Origin of the sequence: Pararhodospirillum oryzae (genome assembly GCF_007992075.1) — a bacterium.
Taxonomy (GTDB): Bacteria; Pseudomonadota; Alphaproteobacteria; order Rhodospirillales; family Rhodospirillaceae; genus Pararhodospirillum; species Pararhodospirillum oryzae.
This window is the reverse complement of sequence record NZ_BJZO01000006.1, coordinates 21,014-35,303: the sequence shown is the minus strand read 5'-3', so window position 1 is coordinate 35,303 and position 14,290 is coordinate 21,014. Positions and strand designations below refer to the sequence as shown.

Sequence of the window (14,290 nt, the reverse complement as noted above, 5' to 3'; positions counted from 1 at the left end):
TGCCTTGATGGCGGCGGACTGACACTCTTCATTCCATACGGTTCCGATCTGATGCTGTCATGGCTTCGGGTCGTTTTTTCGCGTTTGCATCACGACGGAAAAAGACCGCCCGAGGGGCCGGGCTTCCATCGGTTCGGACCGTGGCTAAAATCAACCTTGGTTGGCATCGAGCCGGACGGTATACCTGATCCATGATAAAGCGGCTGTATATTCATAACTTCAAATGTTTTCAAAACTTCGAGCTCAATCTCGGAGGGAAATCTTCCGCGCTGTTGATCGGGCCGAACGGCGCGGGCAAAACGACCGTTGGAAGGGCGCTGGAAATTTTCCAGAAAATCGCTCGGGGGACCAATCGGGTCGGGGATATCCTCTCGCCCGACGATCTCCCTCGTGGACATGAATCAGATTTCCTTCGGCTTGAGATCGAAGCTGAAATTGATTCGGAGACCTACCTCTACGCGGTTGCCTTTGAATACCCGAATGGGTTTCGGGAACTTCGTATCGCCGAAGAAAAACTTTCGGTGGGCGGGCGAGATTTTTTTACTCGGGTCCTTGCGCAGGTAAAGGTTTCCAAGGGGGGGGCAAGCGAAGAATCAGCTTTTGGTATTGACTGGCATATGGTGGCGCTCCCCATCATTCAATACAGGGGAAGCAAGGATCACATTTCAATTTTCAAGGAGTGGCTTGCCAATGCCTTGATTCTTCGTCCCATTCCCCAACTTGCAAAAGGAATTTCCAACAGCGAAACACTTCACCCAGACCCGGAATTGAAAAATTTCGGAGAATGGTTCTCAGGACTCTTGCTATCCGCGCCTTCGAGCTATGGACATATGGATTCTTATCTCAAAGAAGTCATGCTGGATTTCCAAGCGATAAGAAACAAAGGAATTGATCGGACGGGACGAGAAATCAGGGTGGATTTTTCCTCTTATGAGGGTAACGCAAATTTTTCTTTTGAAGAACTCTCTGATGGAGAAAAGTGTTTTTTATTTTTTGCCATGGTCATTGCGTCCAATCGCGCCAATGGGCCTCTGTTCTGTTATTGGGACGAACCCGATACGCATCTTGCGTCTTGGGAAATCGGCCCCTCCATCATGGCGCTCCGTCAGGCTTTTCGTGACAAAGGCCAACTTCTCGTCGCTTCCCATAACCCCGAAGTGATCAGGCATTTTTCCGACGACAACACCGTGGTCCTCAGTCGTCGCAGCCATCGCGATCCGACCAGGGTGCGCATGCTGGAGGAATACAGGGAATCAGGGGAGATCCAGGGCAATTTCATTGACGCCCTGGTGCGAGGAGATGTGTTCTGATGGCCGTCAACAAGGAAAAACCTCATCTGGTTGTTCTTCCGGAAGACGATGCGGATCGTCAACTCGCCAACGGCTTCGCACTTGAAATAGACAGTCGGCAAATTATGATTTTACCTATTTCTGAGGGATGGTCCCGTGCCCGAGAGGATTTCAAGGGTAAGGAAGAAGAAAAGATGAAAAAATACCAAGGGAGGCATGTGGTTATTCTCATCGATTTTGATGAACAGGGTGACGATCGCTACAATGCTGTTTGGGACGAGGTTTCGGAAGAGGTCAGGGATCGAACTTTTATTATCGGGCCTCGCAAGGACCCTCAACAATTAAAAAGGGCCTTGAGCTCTGAATCCCTGGAAAATATTGGACGGAAACTGGCTCGCGACTGTCGAGATGGAACCAGGAGCGTGTGGAATCATCCAGAAATCGCTCACAACGCAAAAGAGCTGGATAGATTTTGCCCCGCCGCAAGAAGAATTTTATTTGGATAGTCGTAGTATTTTTTGTTTTCCAAAGCATTTTCAGCCGAAATGGGTACCGTTTCGGCGGTTCGAAAATGCGATAGTTCAATAAGTTAAAGCGCATTCATTGATCCAGCCTGATCAGAATGCGCTCTAAAATTTTTAATGCATTGAGAGGGCAAGGTAAGGCGCTGCAACGCGCTCATCCCTGATGAGAACGGCGCCACAGATCGTTGTCGCCTCCAGCCTTTCGCTCAGAACCGGGGAATCAGGCGTTCGATGTAGGCCTTGTCGGGAGCCGGACGGGCGGGATCGTTGGCGCGGCGGTGCAGTTCGTCGAGGATTTCGCGCGCGCGCTGGGTGGCGGAAGCGTCGGGCACGTTCACATCCTGGCCCGGGCCCAGGCCGCTGCCTTGGCCACCCCGAGGAATCGGGCCGGGCAGACCGGCCCCCATGCCCGTCGGCAGGGCCGGGCCCAGCATGCGCGACAGCGCCGCCAGGGCGGCGGCGTGGTCCTGGGTCAGACGGTCCAGGGCCTTGCGCTGAGCGTGCATCGCTTCGTCCAGGGCGTCCGCCTTCAGCGCTCCGGCGGCATCGTCCATGGCCAGCGCCGCCTCGCCCAGGGAACGGGGCAGGACCCCCGATTGTTCCGCGAGCGTTCCCAGAAGCCCTTCGGCCCGGCGCGCCAGCTCTTCCTGGCGTCCGGTCAGGGTCGCCCGGGTGGCCTGAGGCGCCTTGGGGGGCTCCTGCGCGGATTGAGGCGCGTTGCCCCGGTGTTGTCCGCCACGGCTCCCGTGCTCCGAAGAGGGCGCCGGAGGGGAAGAAGGACGCTCGGCCCGGGGCTCCTCGTTCGGCTCGGGATCCGAGGGACGCCAGGGCGGCACGGTCAGGGTCTCGGGCGGCCAGCCACCAAAGGAGTCGGGCAGGCCCAGGCCGGGCAGCGTGTCCAGGGTTTGGGTCCCCGGCGGCGGCACCGGGCCGCCGCTGGCCTGGGCATGGCGGAAGGTATCGTCCAGCACCGCTTCCTGATCGCGGCGCAGGGCTTCCAGGGCGCGGGCCTCGGCGGCCTTGTCGCGCAGGGCCTGGAGCGCCTCGGCCGAGGGAGGGGTGCCCGACAGGCCTTCCATCATCCGGTCCAGGCGGGCCAGCAGATCGCGCACCGCCTCGCGGGCCCCCAGGCGGTTCAAGGTCCGCAGTTCCTCCAGCATCCGCCCCAGGTCGGTAGCGTCCTGGCTGGCGCCCAGCGCGCGGCGCAGGCTGCCATCGGGGTCGATTTCGGCCAGGGTCCGGGCCAGGGTATCCAAGGTCCGGGCCAGCACCGCTTGCATGTCGCGCACCAGCTGGTCCACGTCCTCTTGCGACAGGGATTCGCCCTGGGCCTCGCGCAGGCGGTCGCGCACGCTGTCGAGATCGGCGTTGAGGCGGGCACTGTCGCCGTCTTCCAGGCGCACGGCGGCTTCCCATAGCAAGGCGCGCACCCGTTCGATGTCGGCGTCCCGGCCCCAGTTGGCGAGGTGAGCCCGGGCCGCGCGCACGGCCAGGAAGATCACGGTAAGGTTATCGAAGGCTTCGGGGCGGGTGCTCAGGGCATCCAGGCTTGCCACCACCCGGGGCAAGGTGCCGGGATCCTCGGTCAGGCGGTCGCGCTCGGCGATCAGGGCGCGGGCCACGGGATGGGAGAAGGCGCGCCGGGGCAAGGTCACGGTCTCGGCCGGGCCGGTGGTGCGCTGGCCCAGGGCATCCTCGGCCCAGGGCGTGGCCTGGACCTCGCGTCCGGCCCACCGGTGGGCGGTCAGGTCGGGCTGGGCACGCACCGTCGCGGCGCGGGGCGCCGGGCCGGGAAGGGGCAGGTCGACCGTGAACGGCGCGCGGGGATCGCTGTGGCGCGGCACCACCGGCTGAAGGGAAACACCGGCCGCGACCACGCCGTGGTCGTCGCTCACCGACACGCTGAACGCGAGACGCCCGCGTCCTTCCGGCGCGGGGGGACGGGTGAACACCACCCCCGGCGGGTGATCGGGATCGACCACCAGCACCCGGTCCAGGATTCGGTGGCCGTTGGCTTTCACGCTCAGCTGGCCGCCTTCCCCGATCACGAGGGTGCCGCGCAAGGTGCGCGGATCAAGGGGAGAAAGGGCGGTTTCCTGGCCACCGGCTTCCAGGCGGGCGGTGTCGGCCGCGCCATGCAGCAAGGCCAGGACCGTGGTCCCCTGGGGCACGCGCACGGGGGCCGACGGATCATCGGTCGGGGCCGGACGGGCGCTGTCGAGCGAAAGCGGCGGCAGGCCGGTGTACTCGGGGGGCGTCAGCCACACCCGCGCGACCAGGGCATCCCCGGGGGCACCCAGCCGGGGCGTGAGGAAGGCCAGCAGGCGCGCGGGCCCTTCCCCGCCGCTGGCGGCGATCGCCACCACCAGCGCCAGCACCGGCACCGCGCGCACGGCCCGGGGATCGCGCTCGGCCAGCAGCGGGTCGGGGGGACGGGGCCGCAAGGTGCGCGCGGCGGCGCGGGCCTGCAGGCGGTGCTGGCGCCACAACGCGCGGCTCAGGGGATCGTCGCGCCCCAGGGCCAGGCGGTCGGCGGCGGCCGTGAGCACCCGGTGGCGGCCCAGCGCGCCGCCTTGCTCCAGACGGCGGCCGGCGTCGGCGGCCCGCGGCACGCTGAAGCGGCGCAGGCCCAGGCGCAGGGCGAGCCCCAGGGCGAGCCCCAGCAAGACCAGCACCCCCACCTGGATCCAGGCGGGGAGCGCCAGGGTAAGCCCCGAAAGCCCGAGCGCGAGGCCGCCCAGGACCAGGCTGGCGGCGGGCCAGAACGCCAGCACCAGCCGTTCCCACGCCAGGGCCAGCCAGCTGAGGATCAGCCAGCGGCGCGCGACCGGAAGGGGGGCCCGAAAGGGCGGCAAACGAGGCACCATCGGGATTCCTTTTCGCCGAAGGGGCGGAAACTGGCGCAAGGGGCCCAGGGCCGCCCGCCACTATAGCCGTTTCCGGGCCGTTTGCGGAACGGGCTTGTCGGCGCGGCCCCGTCCCTTTTGGGGTAACCGGGGGGACGATTGGCCCACTGGCCCTTGGGGCGCGCGTTGACACGACAAGCGCCCCGTCTTATCTCTTCGCTCCACGGTGCCGGCCTGCCGGTCGGCCGCGTTGCTGTCCGCCCCGATCCCTTCTGACCATTTCCCGAGGCATTTCATGTTCGGCGCCATCGCCCGGCGGCTTTTCGGAACCGCGAACGACCGGATCCTCAAGGGTCTTCACAAGTCCGTTGCCGCCATCAACGCCCTGGAGCCCGAGCTGGAGGCCCTGACCGACGAGGCCTTGCGCGCGCGCACCGACTGGTTCAAGCAGCGCCTGGCCGACGGCGAAACCCTCGACGACCTGCTGGTCGAGGCCTTCGCCACCGTGCGCGAGGGCGCCCGGCGCGCGCTGGGGCAACGCCCGTTCGATGTCCAGCTGATGGGCGGCATCGTCTTGCACCAGGGCCGCATCGCCGAGATGCGCACCGGCGAAGGCAAGACCCTGGTCGCGACCTTGCCCGTGTACCTGAACGCGCTCACCGGCAAGGGCGTGCACGTGGTCACGGTCAACGACTACCTGGCCAAGCGTGATGCCACCTGGATGGGGCAGGTCTACCGCTTCCTGGGCCTGAGCGTGGGCGTGATCGTCAACGAACTGACCGACGCCGAGCGCCAGGCCGCCTATGCCTGCGACGTGACCTACGGCACCAACAACGAACTGGGCTTCGACTACCTGCGCGACAACATGAAGCACCGGCTGGAGGACATGGTCCAGCGGCCGTTCCATTATGCCATCGTCGACGAAGTCGACTCGATCCTGATCGACGAGGCGCGCACGCCCCTGATCATCTCGGGGCTGGCCGAGGACAGCTCGGCGCTGTACCGGGCGGTCAACGAACTGATCCCCCACCTGGTGCCCGAGGATTACGAGCGCGACGAAAAGGCCCGCTCGGTGACCTTCACCGACGAGGGCTCGGAGCATATCGAGGAGCTGTTGCGCCAGTCGGGCCTGCTGGCCGAGGGCAGCTTGTACGAGGCGCGCAACGTCACCGCCTTGCACCACGCCACCCAGGCCCTGCGCGCCCACACCTTGTTTGATCGCGACGTGCATTACATGGTGCGCGCCGGCAAGGTGGTGATCATCGACGAGTTCACCGGCCGTGCCATGGAAGGCCGCCGCTTCTCGGATGGCCTGCACCAGGCCCTGGAAGCCAAGGAAGGGGTGGAAATCCGCCCCGAGAACCAGACCCTGGCCTCGATCACCTTCCAGAACTATTTCCGCATGTATCCGCGCCTGGCCGGCATGACCGGCACGGCCTTGACCGAGGCCGGCGAGTTCCAGGAAATCTACGGGCTTCAGGTGGTCGATATCCCGACCAACCGCCCGATGCAGCGCCAGGACCACGACGACGAGGTCTACCGCACCGCGACCGAGAAATTCGACGCCATCGTGACCTTGATCGGGGAATGCCACGGGCGCGGCCAGCCGGTTCTGGTGGGCACGACCTCGATCGAAAAGTCGGAATACCTGGCCGACCTGCTGCGCAAGAAGACCAAGATCAAGCCCCAGGTCCTGAACGCGCGCTATCACGAGCAGGAAGCCTACATCGTGGCCCAGGCCGGCGTGCCGGGCGCGGTGACCATTGCCACCAACATGGCCGGGCGCGGCACCGATATCCAGTTGGGCGGCAATCTCGACATGCGCGTGGCCGCCGAGGTGCCCGAGGATCTCCCCGAGGCCGAGCGCGCCTCGCGCATCGAGGCGATTCGCCTGGATATCGAGGCCCGCAAGGAAGAGGCCCTGAAGGCCGGCGGCCTGTACGTGATCGGCACCGAACGCCACGAAAGCCGGCGCATCGACAACCAGCTGCGCGGCCGCTCGGGGCGCCAGGGCGACCCGGGGGCGTCGCTGTTCTTCCTGTCCCTGGACGACGACCTGATGCGCATTTTCGGCACCGACCGCATGGAAGGCATGCTGCGCAAGTTGGGTTTGAAGGATGGCGAGGCCATCGTCCATCCGTGGGTCAACAAGGCCCTGGAAAAAGCCCAGCAGAAGGTCGAGGCCCGCAACTTCGAGATCCGCAAGAACCTGCTGAAGTTCGACGACGTGATGAACGACCAGCGCAAGGTCGTGTACGAGCAGCGCCGCGAACTGATGATGGCCACGGACGTGTCCGAGACCCTGGCCGCCATGCGCCACGAAGTGATCGAGGACATGGTGCATGCGCACATGCCGCCCAAGGCGATGCCCGAGGCCTGGGATACCGAGGGCCTGACCGAGCAGGTCAAGGCCGTTCTGGGCCTGGACCTGCCGCTCGCCGAATGGGCGGCCGAGGAAGGCATCGCCAACGAAGAGGTGCTCGATCGCCTGGTGCGCGCGTCCTCCATTCACCTCGCGGAACGCGCGGCCGACTATGGCCCCGAGGTCATGCGCTCGATCGAAAAGAGCCTGCTCTTGCAAATCCTCGATGCCCTTTGGAAGGAGCATCTGCTTCACCTGGAGCACCTGCGCCAGGGCATTTCGCTGCGTGCCTACGGTCAGCGCGACCCGCTCAATGAATACAAGTCCGAAGCGTTCACCCTCTTCCAGACCATGCTTTCCGACCTGCGCGAGCGGGTGACGGCGGTCATGTCGCACATTCAGCTGCGCGTCGAGCCCCCCATGGAAGGCGAGGAAGCCCCGATTGCCTCCGAGCCCGCTCCGCCGCCGCCCGCGCCGTCCCCGGCGGGGGGACCGGAAGCCTGGGGCAAGGTTTCGCGCAACGATCCGTGCCCGTGCGGTTCGGGCAAGAAATACAAGCACTGCCACGGCGCCTTGCGCTGAGCAAACCCCGTGACGGGAGAGGGCCGGAAAACGCCCTCTCTTCACGGATCACCTTCCGGAGCGCATTCCGATCCACTGGATCAGCGAATGCGCTCTTTTTTTATGCGTGATTCGCCCGACCAGCGGGTCCGGTTCTCCCTGACAGGCCTCCCTTCAAGGCCTTTGCCGTCCTTCGGACAGGCTCCCCGACCTGGGACGGCTCGATGCGCCCGTGGCCGGTGATCCTCGTCCCGACGGCGTGCGGCGGGCCCTGGCCATCTTGGATAACCACGGCCCCGCAGAGCGCTCTTGCCGTTTTTGCGCATGAATAATTCTCATGGAAAAAGATGGGGGATTTTTGCAATGCAAGGGATTTCAGCCTCATAGCCGACGCCCGGCCCCTATCACTCTAGTTATTCGATAGGTTGATAATTTTTCGTTCTTGACCGCCTCTCCGACCTGCTCCTAGGCTCCCTCTTGTCCGGCCCCCGAGCCGGGTTGCCGACAGGAGTGCCCGCCGTGATCAGAACCCAGGCCCTGACCAAAACCTTCACCGTCGCTTCCAGGCCGCTTGAGGTGCTCAAGGGGGTTTCGCTGTCGATCGACGCCGGCGCGATTCACGGAATCATTGGCCGGTCGGGGGCGGGCAAAAGCACCCTGGTGCGCTGCCTCAATCTTCTGGAGCGCCCGACCAGCGGGCAGGTGTGGGTCGGCGACGAGGAGCTGACCGCCCTTGATCCGGCCGGCTTGCGCGCGGCCCGTCATCGGATCGGAATGATTTTCCAGCACTTCAATCTGTGGTCCTCGCGCACCGTGGCCGACAACATCGCCCTGCCGCTGGAGCTCTCCGGCTGGGCGCGCCCCGAACGGCGCCGTCGGGTGGCCGAACTGCTGGATCTGGTCGGGCTGGCCGACAAGGCCAACGCCTATCCCTCGGCGCTGTCGGGGGGACAAAAGCAGCGCGTGGGCATTGCCCGGGCCCTGGCCACCCGCCCCTCGGTGTTGCTGTGCGACGAGGCGACCTCGGCCCTGGATCCCGAAACCACCCAGGCCATCTTGGAACTGCTGCGCACCATCAACCGGACCTTCAAGCTGACCATGGTCCTCATCACCCACGAAATGGCGGTGGTGCGGACCCTGGCCGACCGGGTGTCGGTGCTTGATCAGGGATCGGTGATCGAGGAGGGGCGGACGTTCGAGGTGTTCACCCGCCCCCGGACCGCGCTCACCCGCTCGTTCGTGAACGAAGGGCTGGAACACGATCTGCCCCCCGACCTGCGCGCGCGCCTGCGCCCGGCGGGATCCGAGGGCAACACCGGCCCCGAGGTCTGGCACATCACCTTCACCGGCCCGGCCGCCAACACGCCCGTGATGAGCGAGCTGGTCCAGCGGTTCGGCCTTTCGCTCAACATCTTGCACGGGCGCATCGAAACCATTCAGGACAAGCCGTTCGGCCAGCTGGTGGTCGAGGCCGACGGTCCGCCCGCCGCCCGCGCCGCCGCCCTCGCGGCCTTGTCGCACAAAAATCTGTCCACGGAGGTTCTGGGCCATGTCATCGCCCCTGCTCACGCTGCTGCCTGAGGCCCTTGGCGAAACCCTGGTCATGGTTGGCGTGTCGGCCGGGGCCTCGGCGCTCCTCGGCATTCCGCTTGGCATCGTGCTGCGCCTCACCGACCGCCACCAGATCCTGGCCCGCCCGCTGCTCAACCGGGTTCTGGGCGCCCTGGTCAACGCCACCCGCTCGACGCCGTTCATCATTCTGATGGTCGCCCTGATCCCCTTCACCCGCCTGGTGGTGGGAACCTCGATCGGCACGGCCGCCGCCACCGTGCCGCTGATCGTCGTCTCCATCCCGTTCGTGGCCCGTCTGGTGGAAGCGGCGCTGCGCGAGGTTGATCCCGGCATTGTCGAGGCGGCCCAGGCCATGGGCGCGACCCCGTTCCAGATCGTGGTCAAGGGCCTGCTGCCCGAAGCCCTGCCCGGCATCGCCGCCGGCCTGACCCTGACCGTGGTCAGCCTGATCGGCTACTCGGCGATGGCGGGCGCGGTCGGCGGCGGCGGCCTGGGCGACCTGGGCATCCGCTACGGCTACCAGCGCTTCCAGGCCGAGGTCATGGGCGGCGTCGTGGTGGTCCTGATCGCCCTGGTCTCCCTGGTTCAGGCCGCCGGCGACCGCCTGGTGCGCCGCCTCGACCACCGGGCCCGCCCCCCGGCTTGAGCGCGCCCCGGCCTCTCCCTTCTCCCCCTTTCCCTTCCCTGTTCGCGCGTCCCGGCTCCCGTGCTGGTGAGCCGACGCCCTCCCCTTGCCTGGAGTCCGCCCGCCATGAACGCCCTGAGCCCCCTCTCGCGGTCCGCCACGACCGCCCCCAAGCGTCCCGATGCAAGCTCGCCCTACTGGGACGAGGCGCTGGAAACCCGCCCTCGCGAGCAGTGGGACGCCCACACCCTGGCCCTGTTGCAGGCCCACCTGCGCCACGCCTACGACAACGCCCCCTATTACCGGCGGACCTTCGACGCCGCCGGGGTGCGGCCCGAGGACCTGCGCACCCTTGAGGACCTGCGCGCCTTTCCCACCGTGAACAAGAGCATCCTGCGCGAGCGCCAGCTGGCGGTGCCCTTGCTGGGCGATCTTGCCGCCGTGCCCGAGGACGACGTGGTGTATGTGTCGGCCTCGTCGGGATCGACAGGGGTGCCTACCCTCTCGCCGTTCACCGCCCGCGATTTCGACGAATGGATTGACTTCGAGGCGCGGCTGTTCTGGTCCTCGGGGCTGCGTCCCAGCGACCGCTATGCCCACTCCCTGAACTTCTCGTTGTTCGTGGGGGGGCCGTGCGTGCTGGGGGCCCAGAAGCTCGGCGCCTTGTCGATCCACGCCGGCACCGTGCCTTCCGAGCGGTTGTTGGCGATCTTGCGCCAGTTCCAGGCCACCGCCTTGTGGACCACGCCGTCGTATGCCTGGTACCTGGGCGAAACCGCCGAGAAGGCCGGGATCGATCCGCGCCGCGACCTTGCCGTGAAGCGCCTGTTCGTGGCCGGGGAGCCGGGCGGGTCGATCCCCGAAACCCGCCAGCGGATCGAGGACCTGTGGGGAGCAAAGGTCTACGACTACTACGGCCTGTCGGACATCTTCGGGGCCTGCGCCGGGATGTGCGAGGAGCGCCACGGCCTGCACTGGGCCGAGGACCATATCCATGTCGAGGTGCTCGATCCCCACACCGGCCAGCCGGTGGCCGAGGGCGAGCGCGGCGAAATGGTGCTGACCACGCTGCGCAAGCAGGCCCGCCCGCTGATCCGCTTTCGCACCGGCGACATCGTGTCGTTCACCACAGAGCGCTGCGCGTGCGGCCGGACCTCGAAGCGGCTTTTGGGCGTTCACGGCCGGGTCGACGACATGATCATCATCCGGGGCGTTAACCTGTTCCCCAGCGATGTCGAGGCCCTGGTGCGCAAGGACCCCGGCCTGACCGGCGAATACCGCCTGGTGATCGAGCGCGAGAACCACCTGGATGCCCTGACCATCGAGGTCGAGCACCGCCCGGACGCCCGCGAATCGATCGACACCCTGGCCGGACGCCTGAAGGGCACGCTCAAGGCCACCACCGGGGTCGGTGCCCGGGTCGTGGTGCTGCCGCCCGACACCTTGCCGCGCGCCACCCACAAGGCCAAGCGCATCGACGACCGCCGGGGCGCCGTGTGGACCGCCTGAGCCCCACCCTTCCCCGCTCCCGAACCGGACTGGACCTTGCCGTCATGAAAACCCTGATCAAAACCGCCGTGGTCGCGCTCGGCCTCGCCCTGCCCTCCCTCGGGGCCCACGCCGCCCAGCCCCTCACCGTGGGCGTTTCGGCCGGCCCCTACGCCGAAATCCTGGAATACGTGGGCCACCTGTACGAACAGCAAGAAGGCATCCCGGTGAAGGTGGTCGAGTTCGCCGACTACACCTTGCCCAACGCCGCCCTGGCCCAGGGCGACATCGATTTCAACAACTTCCAGCACAAGCCCTATCTGGAAAACCAGATCCGCGCCCGGGGCTACGATCTCAGCGCGGTCGAGCCCAGCATCGTGGTGCCGCTCGGCCTTTATTCCAAGGGGCTGACGCGCCTGGAGGACCTGCCTCAGGGCGCCCAGGTCGCCATTCCCAACGACCCGTCGAACGGCGCGCGCGCCCTTCTCTTGCTCCAGCAAGCCGGGCTCCTGAGCCTTGATCCGGGCCGGGGCGTGGACGTGAGCGTGGCCGACATCACCGGCAATCCGCGCGACCTCAAGATCCGCGAGATCGACGCCGCCCAGTTGCCCCGCGCCCTCGACGACGTGCCCCTCGCCGCCGTGCCGCTCAACTACGCCCTCGCCGCGAAGCTCGATCCCAAGAGCGCCCTGGTCCGGGAGGGAGCGGATTCGCCCTGGGGCCTGTGGTTCGTCACCCGCACCGCCGACCGCGAGGAGCCGCGCATCCGCAAGTTCATCGCGCTCTATCGCAGCGCCCCGGTGCGCGACTTCATCCTGACCCGCTTCGAAGGCTCGATCCTGCCCACCTGGTAAGCACTTTTTCCTTTCACCGACGTCCCCCACGCGCCCCCGCCTGCCTTGTGCCGGCGGGGGCGTTGCATGAGCACCCGGTGCGCGCCCCCCGGGCCGCCAGCTCCCGGCCGAAAGGGCGCGGCCTTGGGCGGTTGCCTACTCTTTGGGCGCCAGGGGTTTCACCCCCGCCCCAAGACCCGCTCTTTCCCGGGGCTTTTCCCGCGTTCAAGGGTTGGCACGAGTTTTGTATACTCATCAGGCATGGGTAACCCTGCCGGTTTTTCTCGCCGGTCGGACCAACACCGCGAGCCTCCGCCCGGTACTCCCTGGAGGCCCTTGCACTTAAGGAGTGACCATGAAATTCGTTATGGCGATCATAAAGCCCTTCAAGCTGGACGAGGTCCGCGAAGCCCTCGGCACCCTGGGCATCCAGGGCATGACGGTGACGGAGGTCAAGGGATTCGGCCGCCAGAAAGGGCAGACCGAGGTTTATCGCGGTGCTGAATACGTGGTGAACTTCCTGCCCAAAGTGAAGATCGAACTGGCCGTGCCCGATGCCCTGGTGGCGCAGGTGGTGGAGGCCATTCAGGCCGCCGCCCAGACGGGCAAGATCGGCGACGGCAAGATCTTCGTCTTCAACCTGAACGAAACCGTGCGCATCCGCACCGGCGAGCGTGGCGACGAGGCGCTCTGAGCTTCCCGCGGGAGGCCGGGACTGACCGTGGTTTAGGCAAATCTTCAGTATTCCGCCTTTCTCATGGGCAGACCCTCCCGGTGTCGGGAACCGTCTCCCGCCTTGCCCCTTCACCCGACGGATCGGCCCGCTTTCAAGAGACAAGGGACCATGATCAAAAAACTCGGACTGACCACCACGGCTCTGGTCGCCGCCCTGGCGCCGGTGGCCGCCTTCGCCCAGGATGCCGCCCCGGAGCTCAATTCCGGTGACACCGCGTGGATGATGACTTCCACCGCGCTGGTGCTGCTGATGACCATCCCCGGCGTTGCCCTGTTCTATGCCGGCATGGTGCGCAAGAAGAACGTGCTCGCCACCATGATGCAGAGCTTCGCCATCTGCGCCCTGGTCACCGTGATCTGGATGGTCGCCGGCTACTCGCTGGCCTTCGGAACAGGCAATGCCATCATCGGCGACCTGTCCAAGGTCATGCTGTTCAGCGTCGGAAAAGACAGCGTCTTCCCCGCCGCCGCCACCATTCCGGAATCGGTCTTCCTGACCTTCCAGATGACCTTCGCCATCATCACCCCGGCCCTGATCGCCGGCGCCTTCGCCGAGCGCATGAAGTTCTCGGCCATGCTGTGGTTCATGGGCCTGTGGTCGCTGCTCGTCTACTCGCCGATCTGCCACTGGGTTTGGGGCGGCGGCTTCCTGGGTTCGGACGGCGTGCTCGACTTCGCGGGCGGCACCGTGGTTCACATCAACGCCGGTGTCGCCGGTCTGGTGTGCGCCCTTGTGCTGGGCCGGCGCGTTGGCTTCGGTTCCGAAAACATGGCGCCGTTCAACCTCGCCCTGGCCGTGATCGGTGCTTCCATGCTGTGGGTGGGCTGGTTCGGCTTCAACGCCGGGTCGGCCGTGGCCTCCGATGGCCGCGCGGGCATGGCCATGCTGGTGACCCAGGTCGCCACCGCCGGCGCCGCCCTGGCCTGGATGGGCGCCGAGTGGGTGGTCCGTGGCAAGCCCTCGGTGCTGGGCGCGATCTCGGGCGCCGTCGCCGGTCTGGTTGCCGTCACCCCCGCCTCGGGCTTCGTCCTGCCCTTCGGTGCCCTGGTCATCGGCCTGGCCGCTGGCGTCATCTGCTTCTGGTCCGCCACCTGGCTCAAGCACACCTTGGGTTATGACGACAGCCTCGACGCCTTTGGCGTGCACGGCGTGGGCGGCCTGGTCGGCGCCATCCTGACCGGTGTCTTCGCGGTTGAAGCCGTTGGCGGCACCCCGGGCGCCCTGGAAGGCAACATTGGCCAGGTCGTCACCCAGATCGTGGGCTGCCTCGCCACCATTGCCTGGTCGGCCGTTGCCACCTACGTGATCTTGCGTGTCCTCGACATGACCGTGGGCCTGCGCGTGACCACCGAGCAGGAATCGGACGGCCTCGACATCGCCCTGCACGGCGAGCGCATGCAGTAAGTTTCCTCCTGACCTGTTCACTTTCCCGGCCGGGGGCCCCCAGGGGCCCC

The 14,290-nt window shown here is 66.1% G+C and carries 10 protein-coding genes; 9 read left to right on the top strand and 1 reads right to left on the bottom strand.

Annotated features, from left to right (window positions below; all coding sequences use genetic code 11):
* Positions 1-191: 191 nt before the first annotated feature.
* The gene (locus tag ROR02_RS01895) at positions 192-1,310 is read left to right on the top strand and encodes an AAA family ATPase (RefSeq protein WP_147162316.1); all 1,119 of its coding nucleotides are present in this window, start codon (positions 192-194) and stop codon (positions 1,308-1,310) included.
* Positions 1,310-1,795, top strand: a complete 486-nt coding sequence (locus tag ROR02_RS01890) for a hypothetical protein (protein ID WP_147162315.1) — start codon at positions 1,310-1,312, stop codon at positions 1,793-1,795. The genes ROR02_RS01895 and ROR02_RS01890 overlap by 1 nt, the downstream gene beginning before the upstream one ends.
* 224 nt (positions 1,796-2,019) lie before the next feature.
* Here ROR02_RS01890 and ROR02_RS01885 read toward each other — a convergent pair whose 3' ends face one another.
* Entirely contained in the window at positions 2,020-4,680 is a 2,661-nt protein-coding gene (locus tag ROR02_RS01885) for a DUF4175 domain-containing protein (protein WP_147162314.1), read from the bottom strand.
* A 274-nt stretch (positions 4,681-4,954) separates the two neighbouring features.
* On the opposite strand from ROR02_RS01885, the gene secA reads away from it, so the two are divergent.
* From secA to ROR02_RS01850, 7 genes are all read left to right on the top strand, one after another.
* Positions 4,955-7,603, top strand: coding sequence for a preprotein translocase subunit SecA (secA, locus tag ROR02_RS01880; protein WP_147162313.1), 2,649 nt, complete (start codon positions 4,955-4,957; stop codon positions 7,601-7,603).
* Between the two features lie 498 nt (positions 7,604-8,101).
* Positions 8,102-9,163: a methionine ABC transporter ATP-binding protein gene (locus tag ROR02_RS01875; protein ID WP_147162312.1), complete on the top strand. Its 1,062-nt coding sequence runs from the start codon at positions 8,102-8,104 to the stop codon at positions 9,161-9,163.
* On the top strand, positions 9,132-9,800 hold the full coding sequence (locus tag ROR02_RS01870) for a methionine ABC transporter permease (protein ID WP_147162311.1): 669 nt from the start codon (positions 9,132-9,134) through the stop codon (positions 9,798-9,800). The genes ROR02_RS01875 and ROR02_RS01870 overlap by 32 nt, the downstream gene beginning before the upstream one ends.
* A 105-nt stretch (positions 9,801-9,905) precedes the next feature.
* The gene (locus ROR02_RS01865) at positions 9,906-11,288 is read left to right on the top strand and encodes a phenylacetate--CoA ligase family protein (RefSeq protein WP_147162310.1); all 1,383 of its coding nucleotides are present in this window, start codon (positions 9,906-9,908) and stop codon (positions 11,286-11,288) included.
* Positions 11,289-11,332: 44 nt separating this feature from the next.
* Positions 11,333-12,121 (top strand): MetQ/NlpA family ABC transporter substrate-binding protein, encoded by a 789-nt coding sequence (locus tag ROR02_RS01860; protein ID WP_147162309.1) that lies wholly within the window; start codon positions 11,333-11,335, stop codon positions 12,119-12,121.
* Positions 12,122-12,455: 334 nt separating this feature from the next.
* Positions 12,456-12,794 (top strand): P-II family nitrogen regulator, encoded by a 339-nt coding sequence (locus ROR02_RS01855; protein WP_147162308.1) that lies wholly within the window; start codon positions 12,456-12,458, stop codon positions 12,792-12,794.
* Between the two features lie 150 nt (positions 12,795-12,944).
* Positions 12,945-14,240 (top strand): ammonium transporter, encoded by a 1,296-nt coding sequence (locus tag ROR02_RS01850; RefSeq protein ID WP_147162307.1) that lies wholly within the window; start codon positions 12,945-12,947, stop codon positions 14,238-14,240.
* Positions 14,241-14,290 lie beyond the last annotated feature (50 nt).

Coding starts and splice junctions, on each gene's coding strand:
- ROR02_RS01895 (WP_147162316.1), top strand. CDS start 192: ATGATAAAGCGGCTGTATATTCATAACTTCAAATGTTTTCAAAACTTC.
- ROR02_RS01890 (WP_147162315.1), top strand. CDS start 1,310: ATGGCCGTCAACAAGGAAAAACCTCATCTGGTTGTTCTTCCGGAAGAC.
- ROR02_RS01885 (WP_147162314.1), bottom strand. CDS start 4,680: ATGGTGCCTCGTTTGCCGCCCTTTCGGGCCCCCCTTCCGGTCGCGCGC.
- secA (WP_147162313.1), top strand. CDS start 4,955: ATGTTCGGCGCCATCGCCCGGCGGCTTTTCGGAACCGCGAACGACCGG.
- ROR02_RS01870 (WP_147162311.1), top strand. CDS start 9,132: ATGTCATCGCCCCTGCTCACGCTGCTGCCTGAGGCCCTTGGCGAAACC.
- ROR02_RS01865 (WP_147162310.1), top strand. CDS start 9,906: ATGAACGCCCTGAGCCCCCTCTCGCGGTCCGCCACGACCGCCCCCAAG.
- ROR02_RS01860 (WP_147162309.1), top strand. CDS start 11,333: ATGAAAACCCTGATCAAAACCGCCGTGGTCGCGCTCGGCCTCGCCCTG.
- ROR02_RS01855 (WP_147162308.1), top strand. CDS start 12,456: ATGAAATTCGTTATGGCGATCATAAAGCCCTTCAAGCTGGACGAGGTC.
- ROR02_RS01850 (WP_147162307.1), top strand. CDS start 12,945: ATGATCAAAAAACTCGGACTGACCACCACGGCTCTGGTCGCCGCCCTG.